This window comes from Thermogemmatispora aurantia, assembly GCF_008974285.1.
GTDB lineage: Bacteria > Chloroflexota > Ktedonobacteria > Ktedonobacterales > Ktedonobacteraceae > Thermogemmatispora > Thermogemmatispora aurantia.
In genome coordinates, this window is record NZ_BKZV01000001.1 from 1350336 (window position 1) to 1366282 (window position 15947).

The 15947-nt window shown below is 58.7% G+C and carries 11 protein-coding genes; 2 read left to right on the top strand and 9 right to left on the bottom strand.

Annotated elements, in window-relative coordinates; translation table 11 throughout:
- Positions 1–22: 22 nt before the first annotated feature.
- From KTAU_RS05255 to KTAU_RS05265, 3 genes are all read right to left on the bottom strand, one after another.
- Entirely contained in the window at positions 23–1078 is a 1056-nt protein-coding gene (locus KTAU_RS05255) for a hypothetical protein (protein WP_151727343.1), read from the bottom strand.
- Positions 1079–1128: 50 nt separating this feature from the next.
- Positions 1129–2061, bottom strand: a complete 933-nt coding sequence (locus KTAU_RS05260; protein WP_151727344.1) for a hypothetical protein — start codon at positions 2059–2061, stop codon at positions 1129–1131.
- 475 nt (positions 2062–2536) lie between these two features.
- The gene (locus KTAU_RS05265; protein ID WP_170293075.1) at positions 2537–3919 is read right to left on the bottom strand and encodes a helix-turn-helix domain-containing protein; all 1383 of its coding nucleotides are present in this window, start codon (positions 3917–3919) and stop codon (positions 2537–2539) included.
- A 1108-nt stretch (positions 3920–5027) separates the two neighbouring features.
- Here KTAU_RS05265 and rsmI point away from each other — a divergent pair.
- On the top strand, positions 5028–5792 hold the full coding sequence (gene rsmI, locus KTAU_RS05270; protein ID WP_151727346.1) for a 16S rRNA (cytidine(1402)-2'-O)-methyltransferase: 765 nt from the start codon (positions 5028–5030) through the stop codon (positions 5790–5792).
- A 121-nt stretch (positions 5793–5913) separates the two neighbouring features.
- On the opposite strand, the gene mdh is transcribed toward rsmI, so the two are convergent.
- The 3 genes from mdh to KTAU_RS05285 form a co-directional block, all read right to left on the bottom strand.
- Positions 5914–6840: a malate dehydrogenase gene (mdh, locus tag KTAU_RS05275; protein ID WP_112429573.1), complete on the bottom strand. Its 927-nt coding sequence runs from the start codon at positions 6838–6840 to the stop codon at positions 5914–5916.
- Positions 6841–7160: 320 nt separating this feature from the next.
- Positions 7161–7991, bottom strand: a complete 831-nt coding sequence (locus tag KTAU_RS05280; protein ID WP_170293076.1) for a CHAP domain-containing protein — start codon at positions 7989–7991, stop codon at positions 7161–7163.
- Between the two features lie 952 nt (positions 7992–8943).
- Positions 8944–9996, bottom strand: a complete 1053-nt coding sequence (locus KTAU_RS05285) for a CHAP domain-containing protein (RefSeq protein ID WP_151727348.1) — start codon at positions 9994–9996, stop codon at positions 8944–8946.
- A gap of 410 nt (positions 9997–10406) precedes the next feature.
- Between KTAU_RS05285 and KTAU_RS05290 the strand changes: the two genes are divergently transcribed.
- Positions 10407–11768 carry a S53 family peptidase gene (locus KTAU_RS05290; protein ID WP_170293077.1) on the top strand — a complete coding sequence of 454 codons (1362 nt, stop codon included), beginning with the start codon at positions 10407–10409 and terminating at the stop codon, positions 11766–11768.
- A 111-nt stretch (positions 11769–11879) separates the two neighbouring features.
- Here KTAU_RS05290 and asd read toward each other — a convergent pair whose 3' ends face one another.
- Genes asd through KTAU_RS05305 form a run of 3 tightly spaced genes read right to left on the bottom strand, consistent with a single transcriptional unit; the run spans position 11880 to position 15861 of the window.
- A complete protein-coding gene (gene asd / locus KTAU_RS05295; protein WP_151727350.1) occupies positions 11880–12947 on the bottom strand; it encodes an aspartate-semialdehyde dehydrogenase in 1068 nt (355 codons plus the stop codon).
- A 57-nt stretch (positions 12948–13004) separates the two neighbouring features.
- A complete protein-coding gene (locus KTAU_RS05300) occupies positions 13005–14480 on the bottom strand; it encodes an aspartate kinase (protein ID WP_151727351.1) in 1476 nt (491 codons plus the stop codon).
- A 55-nt stretch (positions 14481–14535) separates the two neighbouring features.
- The gene (locus tag KTAU_RS05305; protein WP_151727352.1) at positions 14536–15861 is read right to left on the bottom strand and encodes a homocysteine synthase; all 1326 of its coding nucleotides are present in this window, start codon (positions 15859–15861) and stop codon (positions 14536–14538) included.
- Positions 15862–15947 lie beyond the last annotated feature (86 nt).

Genomic DNA, 15947 nt, shown 5'->3' on the forward strand with positions numbered 1-15947 from the left:
CAGGGTCAGTGTTGGCCCCTCACTAGGACTGGCAGGGGCGCAATTCAAGGCGCATGAAAGCGACTTCAAGCATGTTGCGCTCCTCTGGCCTGCTCAGCTGAAGTGACGTGCGTCCTAATGGGAAGCGCAGTCGGCCCTGGGAATCCACCGTCTCTGGAGAACGAATCGCTTGCGGGTTGCCGCCGAACCACTCCACAGCCTCAACCAGGGTACCTAGAGGAAGAGCCGCTTCCAGGTATTGGCCATGCAGCTCCGGAGGTAATCCCTGAAGGAAGAGCACAAGGAGATCACCCTCCTGCACTATTCTGCCTTCATAAGGGCCAGCTTGCAAGAGGATCACCGCCGGCGTCGCCTGCTGGCCAGACAAGCTGGCACTCGCCAAAGGGAGGGCGCCCCTGCGTACAGAGCGCGTTACAGGACCGGGCTGGCGTAGCTCGTAGGCATAAAGCGGCGGTTCACGGGGTGGTCCCTCGCTCGTGGTTACCAGACTTGCCACGCGTACCAAATCGTGTAAGGCTTGCTCGCGCTGCTGAGTCAGGCCAGCGCTCAGGCGGATCGCCCGCTGCAACAGCTGCCGGGCCGCGACGAGTGCATCTTCGCGCTCCGGCTCGCGCTCTGCCTGACGCAACAGCAATTCTGCCTGGCGAATGAGGGCCTGACAGAGATGCACCAGAGATCGCGCTGGCGCCGGCGGAACGGTCGCCGGAGGGCGCAAAAGGGCCTCCTGCTCAGGCGAGCGAGGCTGATCTCCCAGGGTTTTCCCCAGCGCAGCGTAGGTTTCCACGTAGGCGCTTCGGCACAGCGAACAACCAATCAGATGATAGATGAGTCCAGCATAACGAAGGTAAACCTGATCATCATGTTTAAGCAGTGATTCACAAAAATCAGGTATTTTTTGATAAAGGAGCAGATGATCGTCGTGGCTCTGGAGCAAAGTGAGCTGCTCGCCTGGAGATGAGGGGGAAGGAGCCGGCGCATTGGGGGGTAGCATCAACTCCTGCAACCAACGTGCCAGTCCCCCAGAAGAACCCGGATGTGGCTGGTTCATTTCGCTCTCATAGTTGCTGTGGTTGCTCATTCACAACCTCCTTCCTTCCTCTTGATTGGGGGGGAAACCACGATTTGCTGCTATTCGACCCGATAGTAACGGGCCAACCGGCGGAGGCGAGCAGCATCAAGATGCACGACCTCATCCCCCTCGTGCCAGTTCAGCAAGCCCTCGAAAGTCAATTGTCTCAGTCCTCGCTTGACCTCGGCCAGCGTCAGCCCCTGGCGCACCAGATCCTGTATCGGTACCGCTAGCTCGCCAGTAGCCTCATTGCTATGAGACGAGAGCAAAGCCTCATACTCTGTTAGACGCAGAGCAACCATAACCGCCAAATTGGAACTCTGTGACTGCAGGCAGGTGCGGAGCTTCTTATAAGCGTGATCGCGATGCTGACTCAGGTGAGCCAGGGGGGTCTCAGCAGGAAGAGGGGTGATAGAGATCGCCTGGAGTTCCTCTACTACCTCGCGAGCCAGTTCCACAGCCCCTAACGTTTCCAGTTCCTGCAACACTGCCCGCAGCTGGCGTGGCGCACTGGCGAGCGCTTTAATACAGTGCTTCAACAAGATGCGCAGCTCCTGCTGAGTCACAGCAGCCAGGGCTGCTTCTTCAGGATGAGCAAAGGGAGGCACGCCCCACAGCGATGTAGTGATCTCGCCCAAAGGATCAGCCTCGCCCTGGGAGTCTTCACTCTCTTGCAGGACCGAAAAGGGGAGCATCTGCCGATGTTGACGGCGCAAGCGATCGATCGCCTTATGATGCACACAGTTATTGAGGAAAGCATAGAATTGGGCTTCGCTCAGGCGGTCCAGCACCGTCTCAGGCTGCCGGTCTCCTCCCCCCAGCAGGCCCAAGGCTACCAGACGCTCAACCACGTGGTTGACCACCAGGTCGACCTCCTCAGCATCGTACTGCAGCGGCCCCAGGTAGCGCTGAGCCCGCTGCCGGAGGAAAGCTTCCAGCGCTGGAAAGCTTTTTTCCGGCTCATATCTTAGGTCACGGGCCGTGAATGACATGCTCAAGATTCCCCTTTAAAGACTTTAAGATCAGGCGGAGCCTCTCTCCCGAAGGCAGCGTGAGCGTGGGCAGGATCTCACAGCAGTATATCTGCTTTTGCGCCATCAAGCAAGGAGACAGAGCACAGGGGAGTGTTTCACAAAGCTATGGAGGATGATGCCGCTTATCTTCTCTCATGTCAGGCGAAGAGTGCACCAGGGGCAACGATAAAAGAAAGAGGAGAGAGGACCACCGTGGCGCGCAGGAGCAGCGCCGCGGTGGGGGCGCCTTGAGCGAGAAGGCCAGGGTCCCAATAGGCAGCAACTGACCAGCTTTTCAGGCGACTGGCAGCGCTGCCAGCCGACGGCAACGTTGGGCAGGTCAGCCGGGCCAGCAGCCAGGGTCTCCACCAGGGCTATAAGATCCGCCAAGGCGGCAGAAGAGTAGCCCCGGTCCTACTGCCCGCCTCGCGCGGGCGGTAGCGGGCCGGGCAGGCTACTCTAGATCACCTAATTTCCCCTGGCGCTGGTGCTCATACGCCTTCTTAATGGCATTGAGACTACGCTGCACCTCACCTCGCTGCTCCAAAAGATTCGCATAGCGGAAGTAGGCACTGGCAGCCAGCTCATGGGCATTGGCCTGATCAAGGAGGTCCAGGGCCTGATGGAACAGCTCATCAGCACCAGAGAAATCACTCTCCTGATGACGGATCTGAGCCAGAGCAATGAGGGCCTGTCCCTGCGTGCGCGGGTCCTGACTGGCACGAGCCAGGGTGAGAGCCTCCTGGGCTTCACGCTCGGCCTCGGCCCGTTTTCCTTCCTTCAGCAGCAGCTCCGCCAAACTGGTATGACAGAGCGAGGCAGCCACCTCATCACTCAATCCGCGCTCGATCTCAATAGCGCGACGATATTCCTGCTCGGCCCCAGCCAGATCGTTTTGCTTCTCCAGGGCCTTGCCAAGCTGCTGATGGGTCAGGCCTATCAGACGCTGCTCATCGCGCATCTCGTAGATGGCCAGGCTGCGCATCGCATAGTCGCGAGCCATCGCCAGTTTGCCAGCACTACGATACTGCTGACTGATCTCCATATAGCGACGAGCGAAGGCCCGACTGTCGCGATAGACTTCATCAAGGGTCTCCAAGGCACGATGATAGAAGGCCACCGCCTTCTCCAGCTCGCCAAGGCGGAAGTAGTCATTTGCTAGATTGCTAAAGACTTCCAGAGCAAAGATCGGGTCCTTGATTTGGCCAGCCTCGATGACCTCCAGGCAACGCTGATGATTCTCCAAGGCAAGCGTGTAGTTATAGAGGAGAAAGTAAGCTTTGCCGAGGTAGTTGCGCGCACGCTCGCTGTACTCGATTTCATTCATGCCCTCGCCCTGGTTAACTGCGGCCCGTAGATCCACGACGGCCTCCTGATATTCCCCAGCTCCAAGATGGATCAGGCCCCGCAACAGATAGAGACGGAAAGCCTGATCGGTAGTGAGGCGCTCGGGCTGGAGGGGCGCCAACAACTGCGTCGCCTGCTCGTAGGCTTGCTGCTGGATGAGGACGCCAGCATGCAAGAGATCGACCTCAACCCGCTGGTCAGGACCGGAGTCCGCCGGCGAGTAGCCAACAGCTCGCGCCTCAGCCGCTCCCGCAGGCGAACCCTCCAACAGGAAGGTAAGCGGGACATCGAGCCGCCGGGCGAGAATAGACAGAGCCTTGAGCGAAGGGCGGATCTTGCCCCGCTCGATAGCAGAGATATATGAAATTGAGAACTCGGGCGACGCCAGTTGCGCCTGGGTGAGGCCCAACCGCGTGCGCACCTCACGGATATTGGTGCCCACTCGGGCAGCAACCGCTTTACCCACGTTCGCAGTTTCTGTCGACGGCATAAGGACTTTCCTTTCCGAGATTCCGCTTGCTCTCTCGAAAGTATGCTTGCTTGTCTGGCCGGCACATGCAGGGCAGCACCACCTTGCCTGCCGATGGCCGCCCCGGGCCATGCACCAGATCCGTTGGATGTCGCCGCACCGCCATCCCTGGCTGGTTAGTTAGTTAGTTAGTTAGTTGGTTGGCTGAGCAGCAGGTTTTCAACAGGTTTGTACAAGCTGCAGCGAATTAGTAAGCAAGGGATGTATCAACATCCAGGGATGAGCAGTCTAAGCAAAACATCAAGTCTACTCTATCATACTTAGGGCACGAGGTCAATATATCGTGCATTATTAGTTTAAGGAGTAGCCAGATAGGTTCTCTCTGTATGGGTACTTTTCTCTAGCCTGATTGTCCCTAGGAGGTTAATTTTTTAGCCTGATTCAGGAGCAGCAAAAATACGGCCTGTTCCCTTTTGATTTGAATACAAAATTCACATATTTGAGATGCAACTACGCTGCCAGCAAAGCTTAGCTCCTCTATCATTATACAACAATAGCTAAATGCTTTGCGAGTGCCAGCGCCTTGATCTTCAGAGGGGGTAGCCTTCCCACATTCAGACCTGGAATAAGTCCAACGATTACAGTGCTAGCGAAACAGTCTCTCTCTCGATTATAATCTCTCTGGCCGGCCAGCATTTGAGCACACTTTTGAGCAGTTAAGAATCGGTTCCGAGTCAGAGTTATGAGCAATGCTCGTTTTATTTTTCCCTTGCAATCAGAGCGAGATTGGATCTCTCCCTCCACCTTTCCACCGTTGCACCCAGTCACTGCGCCAGTGCTGGCAGTGACCATTAGCGTCCTGCCGTATCCCCCACGGCAAGTAAACAGCCGACCATATTTCCGCCGCCCCAGCCCTTTGGCATGGCCACAAGACTGTCATTTACTACAACGCTTCAGGTTGGTCAGCTCCTGTCTGACCCTCCCAATATTACTAATGGGGTTTTGCCGCCAGTGCATCTGATTGCTCCTGGCCCGGTCTGGCCCGGGCAGCCGCGGCTCTGGTACACTGGTGCTAGCCTGGCTGCAGCCTCCAACTCACTGCCAGTTTTATAACAGGTGGACATGTTGCATGAGTACACTCTATCTCGTCGCGACTCCGATCGGCAATCTCGGCGATATTACCTTGCGGGCCTTAGAGGTTCTGCGCAGTGTTGATCTGATTGCCGCTGAAGATACCCGTAAGACATCTATCCTTCTGAGGCATTACGATATTCACAAGCCGCTGCTCGCTTTTTATGAGCACAACGAGGAGCGGGCAGGACGGCAGATTGAGGCTCTTCTCAAGCAGGGGAAGTCAGTGGCTCTGGTGACCAGTGCTGGCACGCCTGGCATCTCCGACCCGGGCTACACTCTGGTCCAGCGGGCCATCCAGGCCGGCATTCCGGTGACAATGATCCCCGGTCCAGCCGCTTTTGTTATGGCCCTTGTTCTCTCCGGCCTCCCGGTTCACAGCTTTACTTTCCGAGGCTTCCCTCCCCGCAAGGCGGGTCGGCGACGACGCTTTCTGGAGGCAGATCGGCACTCGCCTTACACGCTTATCTACTATGAAAGCCCCTATCGGCTGACTGACCTTCTCCGCGATGCACTGGAGGTCTTCGGTGATCGTCCGGCAGCTCTCGCCAATGAGTTAACCAAAATGTTCGAAAAGGTCTATCGTGGGACGCTCTCTTCTCTGCTAGAGGCCATCGCTCAGGAGAAGCCGCGAGGCGAGTACGTTCTAGTGGTTGCTGGTGCCTCAGGCGAGCAAGAAGCGATCCATCAGGAGGGTGCCACCTGGGCGGAGCCTCCTTCGGCAGAGGTGGATGAACCAGACAGCGAAGCGGAAGAGGATTAGCGCTTGCACACTGGTTCAGGTCTGCCTTACCGATAAGGCAGGGCCGCCCGTCTCTGCGCTGATGGAGACACAGACGGCCCTGCCGCCCTCTGGCAGGTCATCCCTCTTGTCTGGAGGGTAGCTAAATGCCCATCACCTTAACGAGTTCCTGCACAGCCGCCGCTGACTTCTGCAGGAGGGCCCGCTCGTCTTCTGTCAGCTCTAGCTCGATGATCTGCTCCACGCCGTTAGCACCGAGCTTCACAGGGACGCCGACAAAGAGGTTCTGAATACCATATTCGCCCTGGAGGTAGGCCGAGCAGGGCATGATCATCTTCTTGTCCAGGACGATCGAGTCGATCATCTGCAGCACTGCTGCCGACGGAGCAAAATAGGCGCTGCCGGTCCCGAGCAAGTTGACAATCTCCGCTCCGCCGTCACGTGTGCGCTGAATAATCTGCTCGATTCGCTCGGCAGGCAGCAGCTGCGAGATGGGCACACCCGCAACCGTACACATGCGAGCCAGTGGGACCATTGTGTCACCGTGGCCCCCGAGGACGTAAGCCTGGACATCGCGTACGGAAACGTTTAGCTCCTGGGCTATGAAGGTGCGGAAACGCGCGGTGTCGAGGACTCCCGCCATGCCTACGACGCGATTGCGGGGGAAGCCGCTGACATGGTAGGCCAGTTGGGCCATGGCATCCAGCGGGTTGGTGACGACGATGAGCATGCAGTTGGGCGAGTACTTGATGATTTCCTGCACAACCTGGGTGACGATCTCCTGATTCTTGCGCAGCAGATCATCGCGCGACATGCCAGGCTTGCGCGGGAAGCCGGAGGTGATTACGACCAGGTCGGAGTTGGCGGTGTCGGCATAATCGTTGGTGCCAACGATGAGGCTATCATAGCCGAGAACGGGGCCGGCTTGGAGCATGTCCAGTGCTTTACCCTGCGGCATATTGGGCACAATATCATACATCACTACGTCGGCATAGTCGCGCTCTGCCAGACGCTGAGCAAGCGTGCTTCCAACAAAACCGGCGCCAACAATGGTTATCTTGGTGCGCATCGGGCTTTCCTCTCCAGATCAGTTTTTTTGCGAGTTCAGGATGCCGCCGACTGTAGGCAGCATCGCCAGGCAGGCGGCATTGCCAGCTGGCTCGCTCGCCTGACCCTCTGTCTGCGCCCGCCTGATAACAGCGGACCCAGCCATATTGTATGTCTCTCTCGCAAGGGTACGCAATGTTCCCGGCTGGCAAACAGGGGACGCTGACGAGCGCGGTCCACTCCTGGCCGCCCCGCGCGCTTCGCCCGGCTGGCAGTGGCTGGCAGAGCCGAGCAGAGAGAGGTAGAGTTAGCCTCTGAGCAGCCCAGCTGGCTCCCTGAGCATCATGGATGCCAGACGAAGGCTACGCCAGGGCCAGGATAGAAGGTAGCATAGGAAAGACGATTCCAGCCACCATTGGCATACCAGTTGTAGTTACTGGTATAGACGCTGCCATCGGGATTGATCCGCTCTACTACAGCTACATGCCCATAGGCGCTTGCCCCCTGGACACCTGGCTGCAAGACGATAATCGAGGGAACATGCGGCTGTGAAGAGACCACCCAACCGTATTGCTCAGCTCCCGCTACCCACTGGTAGGCATCTCCTTGCCAGGGCACCCAGTAGCCGGTCAACTCGTGATAGCGGAGGTTGGCCCAGTAGGTGCACTGTCCATAGGCAAAACGGTTCAAATCCCCCTCCGTCGGCTGCAAGGGCAGCCCGGGATAGTGCAGTGGCCCGCTGTCGTAGCCATCTTGCGTGACAGCTGTAGCCGTGGCCGCCTGGGACCCAATCTGATAGGTGTTGTCCTGGCCATTGCGAATGAAGCTGATAACCGAGCGCAGCGGGTTGAAACCTTTGCCGCTGTCTCCCGGTCCTACCGGCAAAACATCTATTAGCGTTATCAGAAGCATCAATATGACCAGACTCAGGGTGACAAGATGGAACCACCAACGTCGGCGCGGTGCCGGAGGCCCTCCTCCAGTTCCTCCCGCTGGCGAGCCGTGAATGACCAGCGGGGGACGTCCCGGACTGTGCACCACCGGCAAAACTGCTGACGGTCTCTCTCCTTCCGTCGACGGCTTCAGCGGCGCTTTTTCTACCGTCTGGGTCAGCGGCAGGCAACCATCAGCCGCTGCAGAGGCCGACAGGGAAGACTGTCGTTCGGCAAGCATCGCTGGACCTCCACTCACTCCGATCCGCTCTCCAGCCTGTTGCTCCTCTATTTCCGCTCCGCCGGTCCTGTCTCGACTACCCTTCAACCATGACATACACGCTCCCCGATCTGGCTAGAGTAAAACCTGTTGCCTTCGGTATGTGTCTGACTCTACTCAGTAGGCCGCTGACGGTCAAGCCACTTTCGCTGCTAAGTAGGAATATTGTACTAAAAACATCTTAGATAGCAAGCAGAGAGTAATTAACTCTTTCCTCAGCCTTTGAGGAGAATTCCAGCGAGCGCCAGCGTCGTCAGGTAGTCAGCAGGGTCGGCAAGCGCGAGGAGAGAGTGGGACGGCATGGTCAGAGAGAGAGAAGATGCTCAGCGAGGTCTGGCGAGGGAAGAAAGGCGCAGGGAAGGAGAGTCCTAGGAAGAACAAGCGACTTGTCAACGACCCCTGGCTCAAGCCAGGGGCTTGCCCGCAGCCGCAGCGGCCCGGGCTTCGGGGCTAGTTGACGGCAGCCCACTGCCCCGTAGGAGAGTAAAGCGGGATTGACCCGTTTGCTCTCCCTCTTCCCCTGGACGAGATGGAGGCGAAGCCGTTGCTGAGTCACAGGTCAGTGCCTTGAAGCCTCCCAGAAAAGGGATCCCAGGCAGGAGGGGTACTGTCCATCCCCGCGAGAGAGCAAGAGGGGCCGCCTTCCTCCTCTGGAGGAATCCAGGAGTTCCGGCGGTACACCTTTACGAACCAATAACCAATGTACATGGAGCAAGAGGCGTTGAAAACTGCAGCGAGTCAGGAGAGCACAAAGGGAGAGGCTGGTCAGGCAAGATAGACCAGCCTCTCCTCCTGCTATCGTGTGAGCTAGATCCAGGCGGCGGGCCCGCTCAGTCAGCCAGAGCGCGGGCTGGCTTCAGCTGGTGCGGTCCATCCATCTATCCATCCAGACTACCTGTAGCAAGCCTGGCGCCTAGATCCAGACAAAGTAGACGCCGCTGCCGGGGTAGAACGTATAGTAGGAGACAATTCCCCAGCCGCCGCCATTGGCGTACCAGTTCATATTACTGGTGTAGACACCGCCGTCGGAAGTCAGGCTCTCGGCGACGGCCACATGGCCATAGTAGATATTCGCGCCCTGGACGCCAGGCATCAAGACAACAATGGAGGGGATATGCGGCTGAGTTGAAACAATCCAGCCATTGGCCCTGGCTCCTGCCACCCACTCATCGGCATTGCCACCCCAGGGCACCCACACTCCCGTCAGCTGGTGATAACGGTAATCGGCCCAATAGGTGCACTGGCCGTATGGGAAAGGGTCACCCGAGCTGCTGCCAACAACCGGCCCCGATTGTGTGCCGGTCGGGTTGCTCGGACCGGGATCGTAACCAACCCCACTGCGCACAATAGCTGTCGCCGTGGCGGCGCGCATCGCGGCCAGATCCAGCGTGCTGGAACTGCCGCTGTTGCTTGGGATCATACTCATAATGGACTGGAATAGCCCGCCCCCACTCCGCGCTCCTACAGGACTCTCAGGCAGCACCGTGAGCAGGGTACCAGTGAGAATCAGCGCAACCAGGACCAGGACCGCCGCATGGACATGCCAGCGCTTGCGTGGAAGCAGCTGCGCCCCATCCTGACGCCTGAGCGCTTTTTTGCCATCGCCACGAATGATGAGCGGGGGACGCGCCGTGCTCGCGCTGGCGGAGCTGACCAACGGCAGCAGGGCCGTCTGCAGTTCTGGCAATTGCCCTGTCTCGGGCGCAGCGTACTCCGCCCCTTCCCCAGCCCTGGCTACTGGCAGTAAGGCCGTTTGCTTTTCTTCCTCCTCGCCCGCTACCTCCGGGAGAGGCGTCTGCCGGCCATCGCTCAGGTCAGTCGCACCGGGTAGGGAGACCGACTGAGCCGGAAAGGCGAGTTGCTCAACCGGCGACAACTGGGTGACTAGCCCAGGAATACGAATCGGCTCCTCAGCTCGTTCTTGCGTTTCTGCGACTCTGTCTTGACGGTCCTTAAATGATAGCATGCTGCTTTCCTATCGTTGAAAATATGAGCCGCGTTGTTGCGCGCCTTCTTATTGATATCTTTCTATGTCATCATGCCTGAATGTACTCTGAAAAGAGGATAGCGGTCAAGCGCGCCTTGCTACTGTTAGGACCATAGTACCGCACGGTAGTTCTCTTCTTAACCGCCTGCTTCTCGTCAGCTTCCCACCGCTACCAGGCTGTCCGATCAGCCGCTTCTTCCTATCAGGTGGACGGTATCTCTTGAGATGAGAGAGGAGGAACTACTATGAAGAAGAATTGACCTTTTTGGCTCATCGGGATATACTGCTTTCGCATTGGGCGGCAGTGAACCGCTATGGGATGCTGCACTGTTTGCGCCCACTCATGGCACGGCACAGCAGACAGGGATATTTTTCAGAAGGAGAGCTGGATGCAAGGCCACGGCCAACAAAAGCCTTTCCTCAAGCTGGTGATACTGATATCCTTCACCCTCGTGCTTGCCTTCAGTGGTTGCACGGGTCTACCTGGGATCAATGGCGGCCCACAGAGAAGCTCCACGACGACCGCTACGCCGCGCACGCCCACTCCCAACGCAGCAGTCGAGAGCTGTCCTCCTATCCTTTTCAGCTCCGAAGTAACCTGTTATACTCCCCTCCAGCTTCGCCAATATTATGGCATCGAGCCGTTAATCCAGCGCGGCTATACCGGCAAGGGCCAGACCATTATCGATATCGTCTCGTTCGGCAGTCCCACCCTGCAACAGGATCTTGATGTCTTCAGCCGTCGCTTTCAGCTGCCGCTCACCAAGGTTCAAGTGATCCAGCCAATCCAGAAGCCAGAGTACGATCCCCACCACGACAAGAGCGGCTGGGCTGGTGAAACCGAACTCGATGTAGAGATCATCCATGCCCTGGCCCCCGAGGCTAATATTGTGGTCTTGGTCAGCCCGGTTGCCGAAACGGAAGGCACAGTTGGACTGCCCGAGTTCCGCCAGCTGATCCAGTATGCCATCGACCACCACCTGGGCACGATTGTCTCCCAAAGCTGGGGGGCTTCCGAGGTAACCCTGGAGAATGCTGCAGGTCGGCAGGAGGTGCAACAGTGGAACACCCTGCTCCAGAAGGCGACGTTAGAGGAGCATATGACTTTCTTTAGCTCATCGGGAGATCAAGGCGCCACTGACTACGCCGATTTAAATATGTCGCGGCTTTCGCCCAAGGCCACGACCAGTTTCGCCGCCGATGTGCCCTGGGTGACCAGTGTTGGAGGGACAACGTTGCTGCGCCAGGGGACCCAGATCCACGAGATTGGCTGGAGCCAGAGCGGCGGCGGCTTCAGTGCCTTCTTCCCGGAGCCATCCTATCAGAAGTTGCTGCCCTCCTCCACGCAGGCAGCGTTCCAGGGCCGGCGTGGGGTTCCCGACGTGGCCGCTGCTGCCGATCCGAGCACTAATCTGGCTTTTTACTTCAACGGCGTCTGGGAGACAGTCGGTGGGACCAGCGCCTCCGCTCCAATGTGGGCTGCGCTAGCGGCGATTGCCAATCAGATGGCCGGTCACCCACTCGGTTTTCTGAACCCAGCCCTGTATACGCTGGCAACTACCGCGAACTACCAGCGCGATTTCCACGATATTACTGTGGGGGATAACAGTGTTCACCAGGGGGTGAATGTCCCTGGCTACCTTGCTGGAACAGGTTGGGATGCTGTGACCGGGCTAGGCAGCCCCAATGCTCAATACCTGATTCCTGATCTGATTCGCACCCAGGCCACACTGGCAGCGGCAGGTCAATAAAATCCCCGGCCTGCCGCTGGCCAGAGGCAGAGGCGGGCTGAACGCAAGGCCGGCGAACCCGGAAACACTTAGTTCCAGGTTCGCTCTCTGCTCAGTCAAAGCCAGGCGCTCTCAAAGTAGGCCCTTGCTGACACATAGCTCCGCATTTAAAAGGGAGCCACCCGCCGCACCGCGGATGGTATTATGGCCCAGCGCGACAAATTTATAGCTCAAGACGGGACAGGGACGCAGGCGCCCTAGCGTGACCGCCATTCCTCGACCCGCATCGCGATCATGGAGTGTCTGTGGACGATCTTCCTCGCGACGATAGATCAGCGGCGGCACGGGAGCGCTCGGCAGCCGCAGACGTTGAGGTTCAGGCAGGAAATGCTCCCAGGCCGCGATCACCTCTTCAGGCGAGGCTGGACGCTCCAGCTCGACACTCACGCATTCCAGATGGCCCTCGCGCGTGGCGATACGATTGCAATGCGCGCTCACGACCAATGGCGCCATGCTGAAACCACTCGCTTCGTGCCACTCGCCCAGCATCTTGAGTGTCTCGCTCTCAACCTTCGGCTCTTCACCGGAGATGAAGGGGATGGCATTGTCGAGAATATCGTAGGAGGGTAGACCCGGATAGCCAGCCCCCGAGATCGCCTGCAGCGTCGTCACCAGAACTTTGCGTATGCCAAAGGTTTGCTGCAAGGGCTTGAGCGCCATCACCAACGGGGTGGCCGAACAATTGGGATTGGTCACAATGCAGCCGCTCCAGCCTCGGCGCTTGCGCTGCTCTTGGATGGCCAGGGCATGCTCAGCATTGACCTCGGGCACCAATAGCGGCACATCGGGTTCCATGCGATAGGTCTTGGCATTGCTAAAGACGGCCACACCAGCCTGTGCAAAAGCAGCCTCGACCTCGCCGGCGACCTCAGCCGGCAGAGCCGAGAAGGCAATCTTGACCTCGGGCAGAGCCTCCGGGCGGCAGGGCAAGACCGGCAGTCGGGCCACCTGCTCGGGCATGCTGCTTCCAAGACGCCAGCGCGCTACCTCGCCATAGGGGCGGCTCCTGTGTACGTCAGAGGCCGCCAGGGCTACCAGTTCAAACCAGGGATGGCCTTGTAACAGCTCGATAAAGCGCTGCCCTACCATACCAGTCGCCCCGAGTACCGCCACCGGAAGACGTTGTTGTATCTGTTGCATTGTCAAGGCATCCTCCTTTGCCCATGCCTTCTACTCGCGCATCCTCTCTATCCCAGCCTAGCGGGCTTTCAGCGCTTCCAGACGCTTTCCATGAGCTGGAGGGCGCACTAGAGGGATCACCGGCGCGATCAAATCGCGATGGAGGCAGCGCAGAGCACGCTCGCTGTCGCCATCCTCAATGATGAGAATAATGCCCTGCTCGGAAGCTCCCTGGGAGATAATCGGAATGCGCTCGCGCGCTAGCGCGCTAATAGCGCGGGCTGGACTCATCGGATCGCTCGTGAAGCCGGAGCCGAGGCAGGCACAGGCAGCCAGGCCTGGACGACAGCTGACACGCCAGTGCCCCAGGTCGTGCTGAAGCAAGGAGACGACTGAGGCCGCGGCCTGCTCTTCGACCATGAACGAGAGATGGTGGCCGGAAGAGGAGCAGATGGCCACGGGGGCAGCCCCGACACGAGCCGCCAGGGCAAAGACCTGACCAGCGTTCTCGGGCGCCCCAAACATGTTGGTACTCTCGACAGTCACCAGAGCCAGGCGCCGCCGAACAGTGATGGCCGTCGCGCCACTGTGATACTTGCCCTCTGGTCCAATGAGCGTGCCCTGCATCTGAGGACGGAAGGTGTTACGCACGCGCACGGGGATATTGCGCTGGGCTACCGGGATCAGAGTGCGCGGATGCAAGACTTTGGCGCCAAACCAGGAGAGGCGCGCCGCCTCCGCATAGGTCAAGGCCGGCAGCAGACGCGCATTGGCGACGATGCGCGGGTCGGCAGACATAACCCCGTCCACATCGGTGTAGATAGCCACCTCGCCGCAGTCAATGGCGGCCCCGATGACAGTGGCAGAGTAGTCGGAGCCGTTGCGCCCCAGGGTTGTGACTAGCCCAGCACGCGTGCGACCGATGAAGCCCGGCACCACCGGTACTGTCCGTTCCTGAAGCAGTGGCTGGAGCAACAGCTGCGCACGAGCACGCGTTTCCTCTTCTAGAGGCTCTGCGCCAATGACAGCGCCCGGCTCGCTCGGCGCGCTGCCCTGCGGCTCTCCCGTTACAATAACTTCTTCACGCACCGGGTTCGCTGTTACTCCCGGCAGGCCAAGGTCATTGATGGCGGCAGCCAGCAAGAGCACAGACAGGCGCTCCCCCCAGGCAGCCACTGCGTCAACATAGTCCTCGCAGCTAGCGGCCTCACGCTCCAGTCCGGCCAGCGCCTGCTCTAGAGCAGCGTTGAGCTCCGCCAGACGCTTTCCATCATGGACAGCCTTCTCAGCGGCCTGAAGGTGCCGCTCACGTAGAGCCGCCAACTCGCGACGCCATTCATGGCTCTCACTACGACGGGCATGATGGGCAATGCGCAGCAGCTGATCCGTAATGCCTGACATCGCTGAGACTACAACGACGGGAAAAGGCGCAGCCTCGTCGAGAGCTTTAGTGGCTGCCTGAGCTACAATCTGGGCAACACGGCGAATACGATCGCCACTACCAACAGAGGTACCACCGAACTTTAGCACACAGAGCGAACACTCAACATCCATTGACAATCACCCTTTATCTCCCAGGCGAGACACCTCTTGCTTGCCTCGCTTCTTCCTACGCGACACCAAGCGGCTCGCCGAGCTTAGCCGAGACCGCTCGCAACGCCTGATCTAGATCTTCAATCAGATCCTCAACAGTTTCCAGCCCAATCGAAAGGCGGATAAAATCGGGGGTCACGCCCGTTTCCAGCTGCTCATCGGGCGTCAGCTGCGAGTGAGTGGTGCTGGCCGGATGGATGATCAGCGATTTGGCATCGCCCACATTCGCCAAATGAGAGAACAGCTCTACATGGCGAATCAGCATCTTACCAGCTTCCAGCCCTCCCTTGATGCCAAAGCCCAGAATAGCCCCATAACCATGTGTTAGATAGCGCACCGCCAGCTCATGCTGAGGATGACTGGGCAAACCAGGGTAGCTGACCCAGCTCACCGCCGGGTGGCCTTCTAAAAACTCAGCGATACGCAGGGCATTCTGGCTGTGACGCTCCATACGCAGGGGCAGGGTCTCCAGACCTTGCAGGAAAAGCCAGGCATTGAAAGGACTGACGGCGGCGCCAATATCGCGCATCAGCTGCACACGGGCCTTGATAATGTAGGCTAGCGGCCCGAAGGCCTCGACATAACGCAGGCCATGATAAGAAGGGTCAGGCTCAGTAAAGGCCGGAAAGCGCCCATTGCTCCAGTCAAACTTGCCGCCATCGACAATCACCCCGCCGATGGAGGTGCCATGTCCGCCAATGAACTTGGTTGCCGAATGGACCACAATATCGGCCCCATGCTTGAGCGGCTGCAACAAATAGGGCGTGGGCAAGGTATTATCAACAATTAAGGGAACACCATGCTCATGAGCAATGGCAGCTACAGCTTCGATATCGAGCATGTCCAGCCGGGGATTGCCCAGGGCCTCAGCGTAGATCGCCTTGGTGCGCTCGGTGATCGCAGCACGGAACTGCTCCGGGTGACGACTATCGACGAAGCGCACCGTGATGCCAAGCTTCGGCAACGTGTAGCGGAAGAGATTATAGGTGCCGCCGTAGAGGCTGGTGGAGGAGACCACCTCATCGCCTGCCTCAGCAATGGTCAGAATAGCCAGCGTCTCTGCCGCCTGGCCGGAAGCGGTTGCCAGCGCCCCCACACCACCCTCCAGCGCTGCGATCCGGCGCTCGAAGGCGTCCTGGGTAGGATTCATAATGCGCGTATAGATATTGCCGAACTTGCGCAGCGCAAAAAGATCAGCGGCGTGCTCCGGGCTGTCAAACACGAACGAGCTTGTTTGATAGATAGGAACGGCCCGGGCACCTGTGGCGCTATCAGCCGTTTCCTGACCTGCATGCAACGCCAACGTCTCAAAACCATAACTACGATTGCTGTTCAGTGCCATGAGAGAATCTACTCCTGAGAAAAACCAGATCTAACGACAGGCCGCCACCGCAGGGACGGACAGAAGAACCGACGACGCTTCGGACA

Excerpts from the sequence above, each read along its gene's own strand:
- KTAU_RS05255 (WP_151727343.1), bottom strand. The coding sequence starts at position 1,078 with ATGAGCAACCACAGCAACTATGAGAGCGAAATGAACCAGCCACATCCG.
- KTAU_RS05260 (WP_151727344.1), bottom strand. The coding sequence starts at position 2,061 with ATGTCATTCACGGCCCGTGACCTAAGATATGAGCCGGAAAAAAGCTTT.
- KTAU_RS05265 (WP_170293075.1), bottom strand. The coding sequence starts at position 3,919 with ATGCCGTCGACAGAAACTGCGAACGTGGGTAAAGCGGTTGCTGCCCGA.
- rsmI (WP_151727346.1), top strand. The coding sequence starts at position 5,028 with ATGAGTACACTCTATCTCGTCGCGACTCCGATCGGCAATCTCGGCGAT.
- mdh (WP_112429573.1), bottom strand. The coding sequence starts at position 6,840 with ATGCGCACCAAGATAACCATTGTTGGCGCCGGTTTTGTTGGAAGCACG.
- KTAU_RS05280 (WP_170293076.1), bottom strand. The coding sequence starts at position 7,991 with ATGCTTGCCGAACGACAGTCTTCCCTGTCGGCCTCTGCAGCGGCTGAT.
- KTAU_RS05285 (WP_151727348.1), bottom strand. The coding sequence starts at position 9,996 with ATGCTATCATTTAAGGACCGTCAAGACAGAGTCGCAGAAACGCAAGAA.
- KTAU_RS05290 (WP_170293077.1), top strand. The coding sequence starts at position 10,407 with ATGCAAGGCCACGGCCAACAAAAGCCTTTCCTCAAGCTGGTGATACTG.
- asd (WP_151727350.1), bottom strand. The coding sequence starts at position 12,947 with ATGCAACAGATACAACAACGTCTTCCGGTGGCGGTACTCGGGGCGACT.
- KTAU_RS05300 (WP_151727351.1), bottom strand. The coding sequence starts at position 14,480 with ATGGATGTTGAGTGTTCGCTCTGTGTGCTAAAGTTCGGTGGTACCTCT.
- KTAU_RS05305 (WP_151727352.1), bottom strand. The coding sequence starts at position 15,861 with ATGGCACTGAACAGCAATCGTAGTTATGGTTTTGAGACGTTGGCGTTG.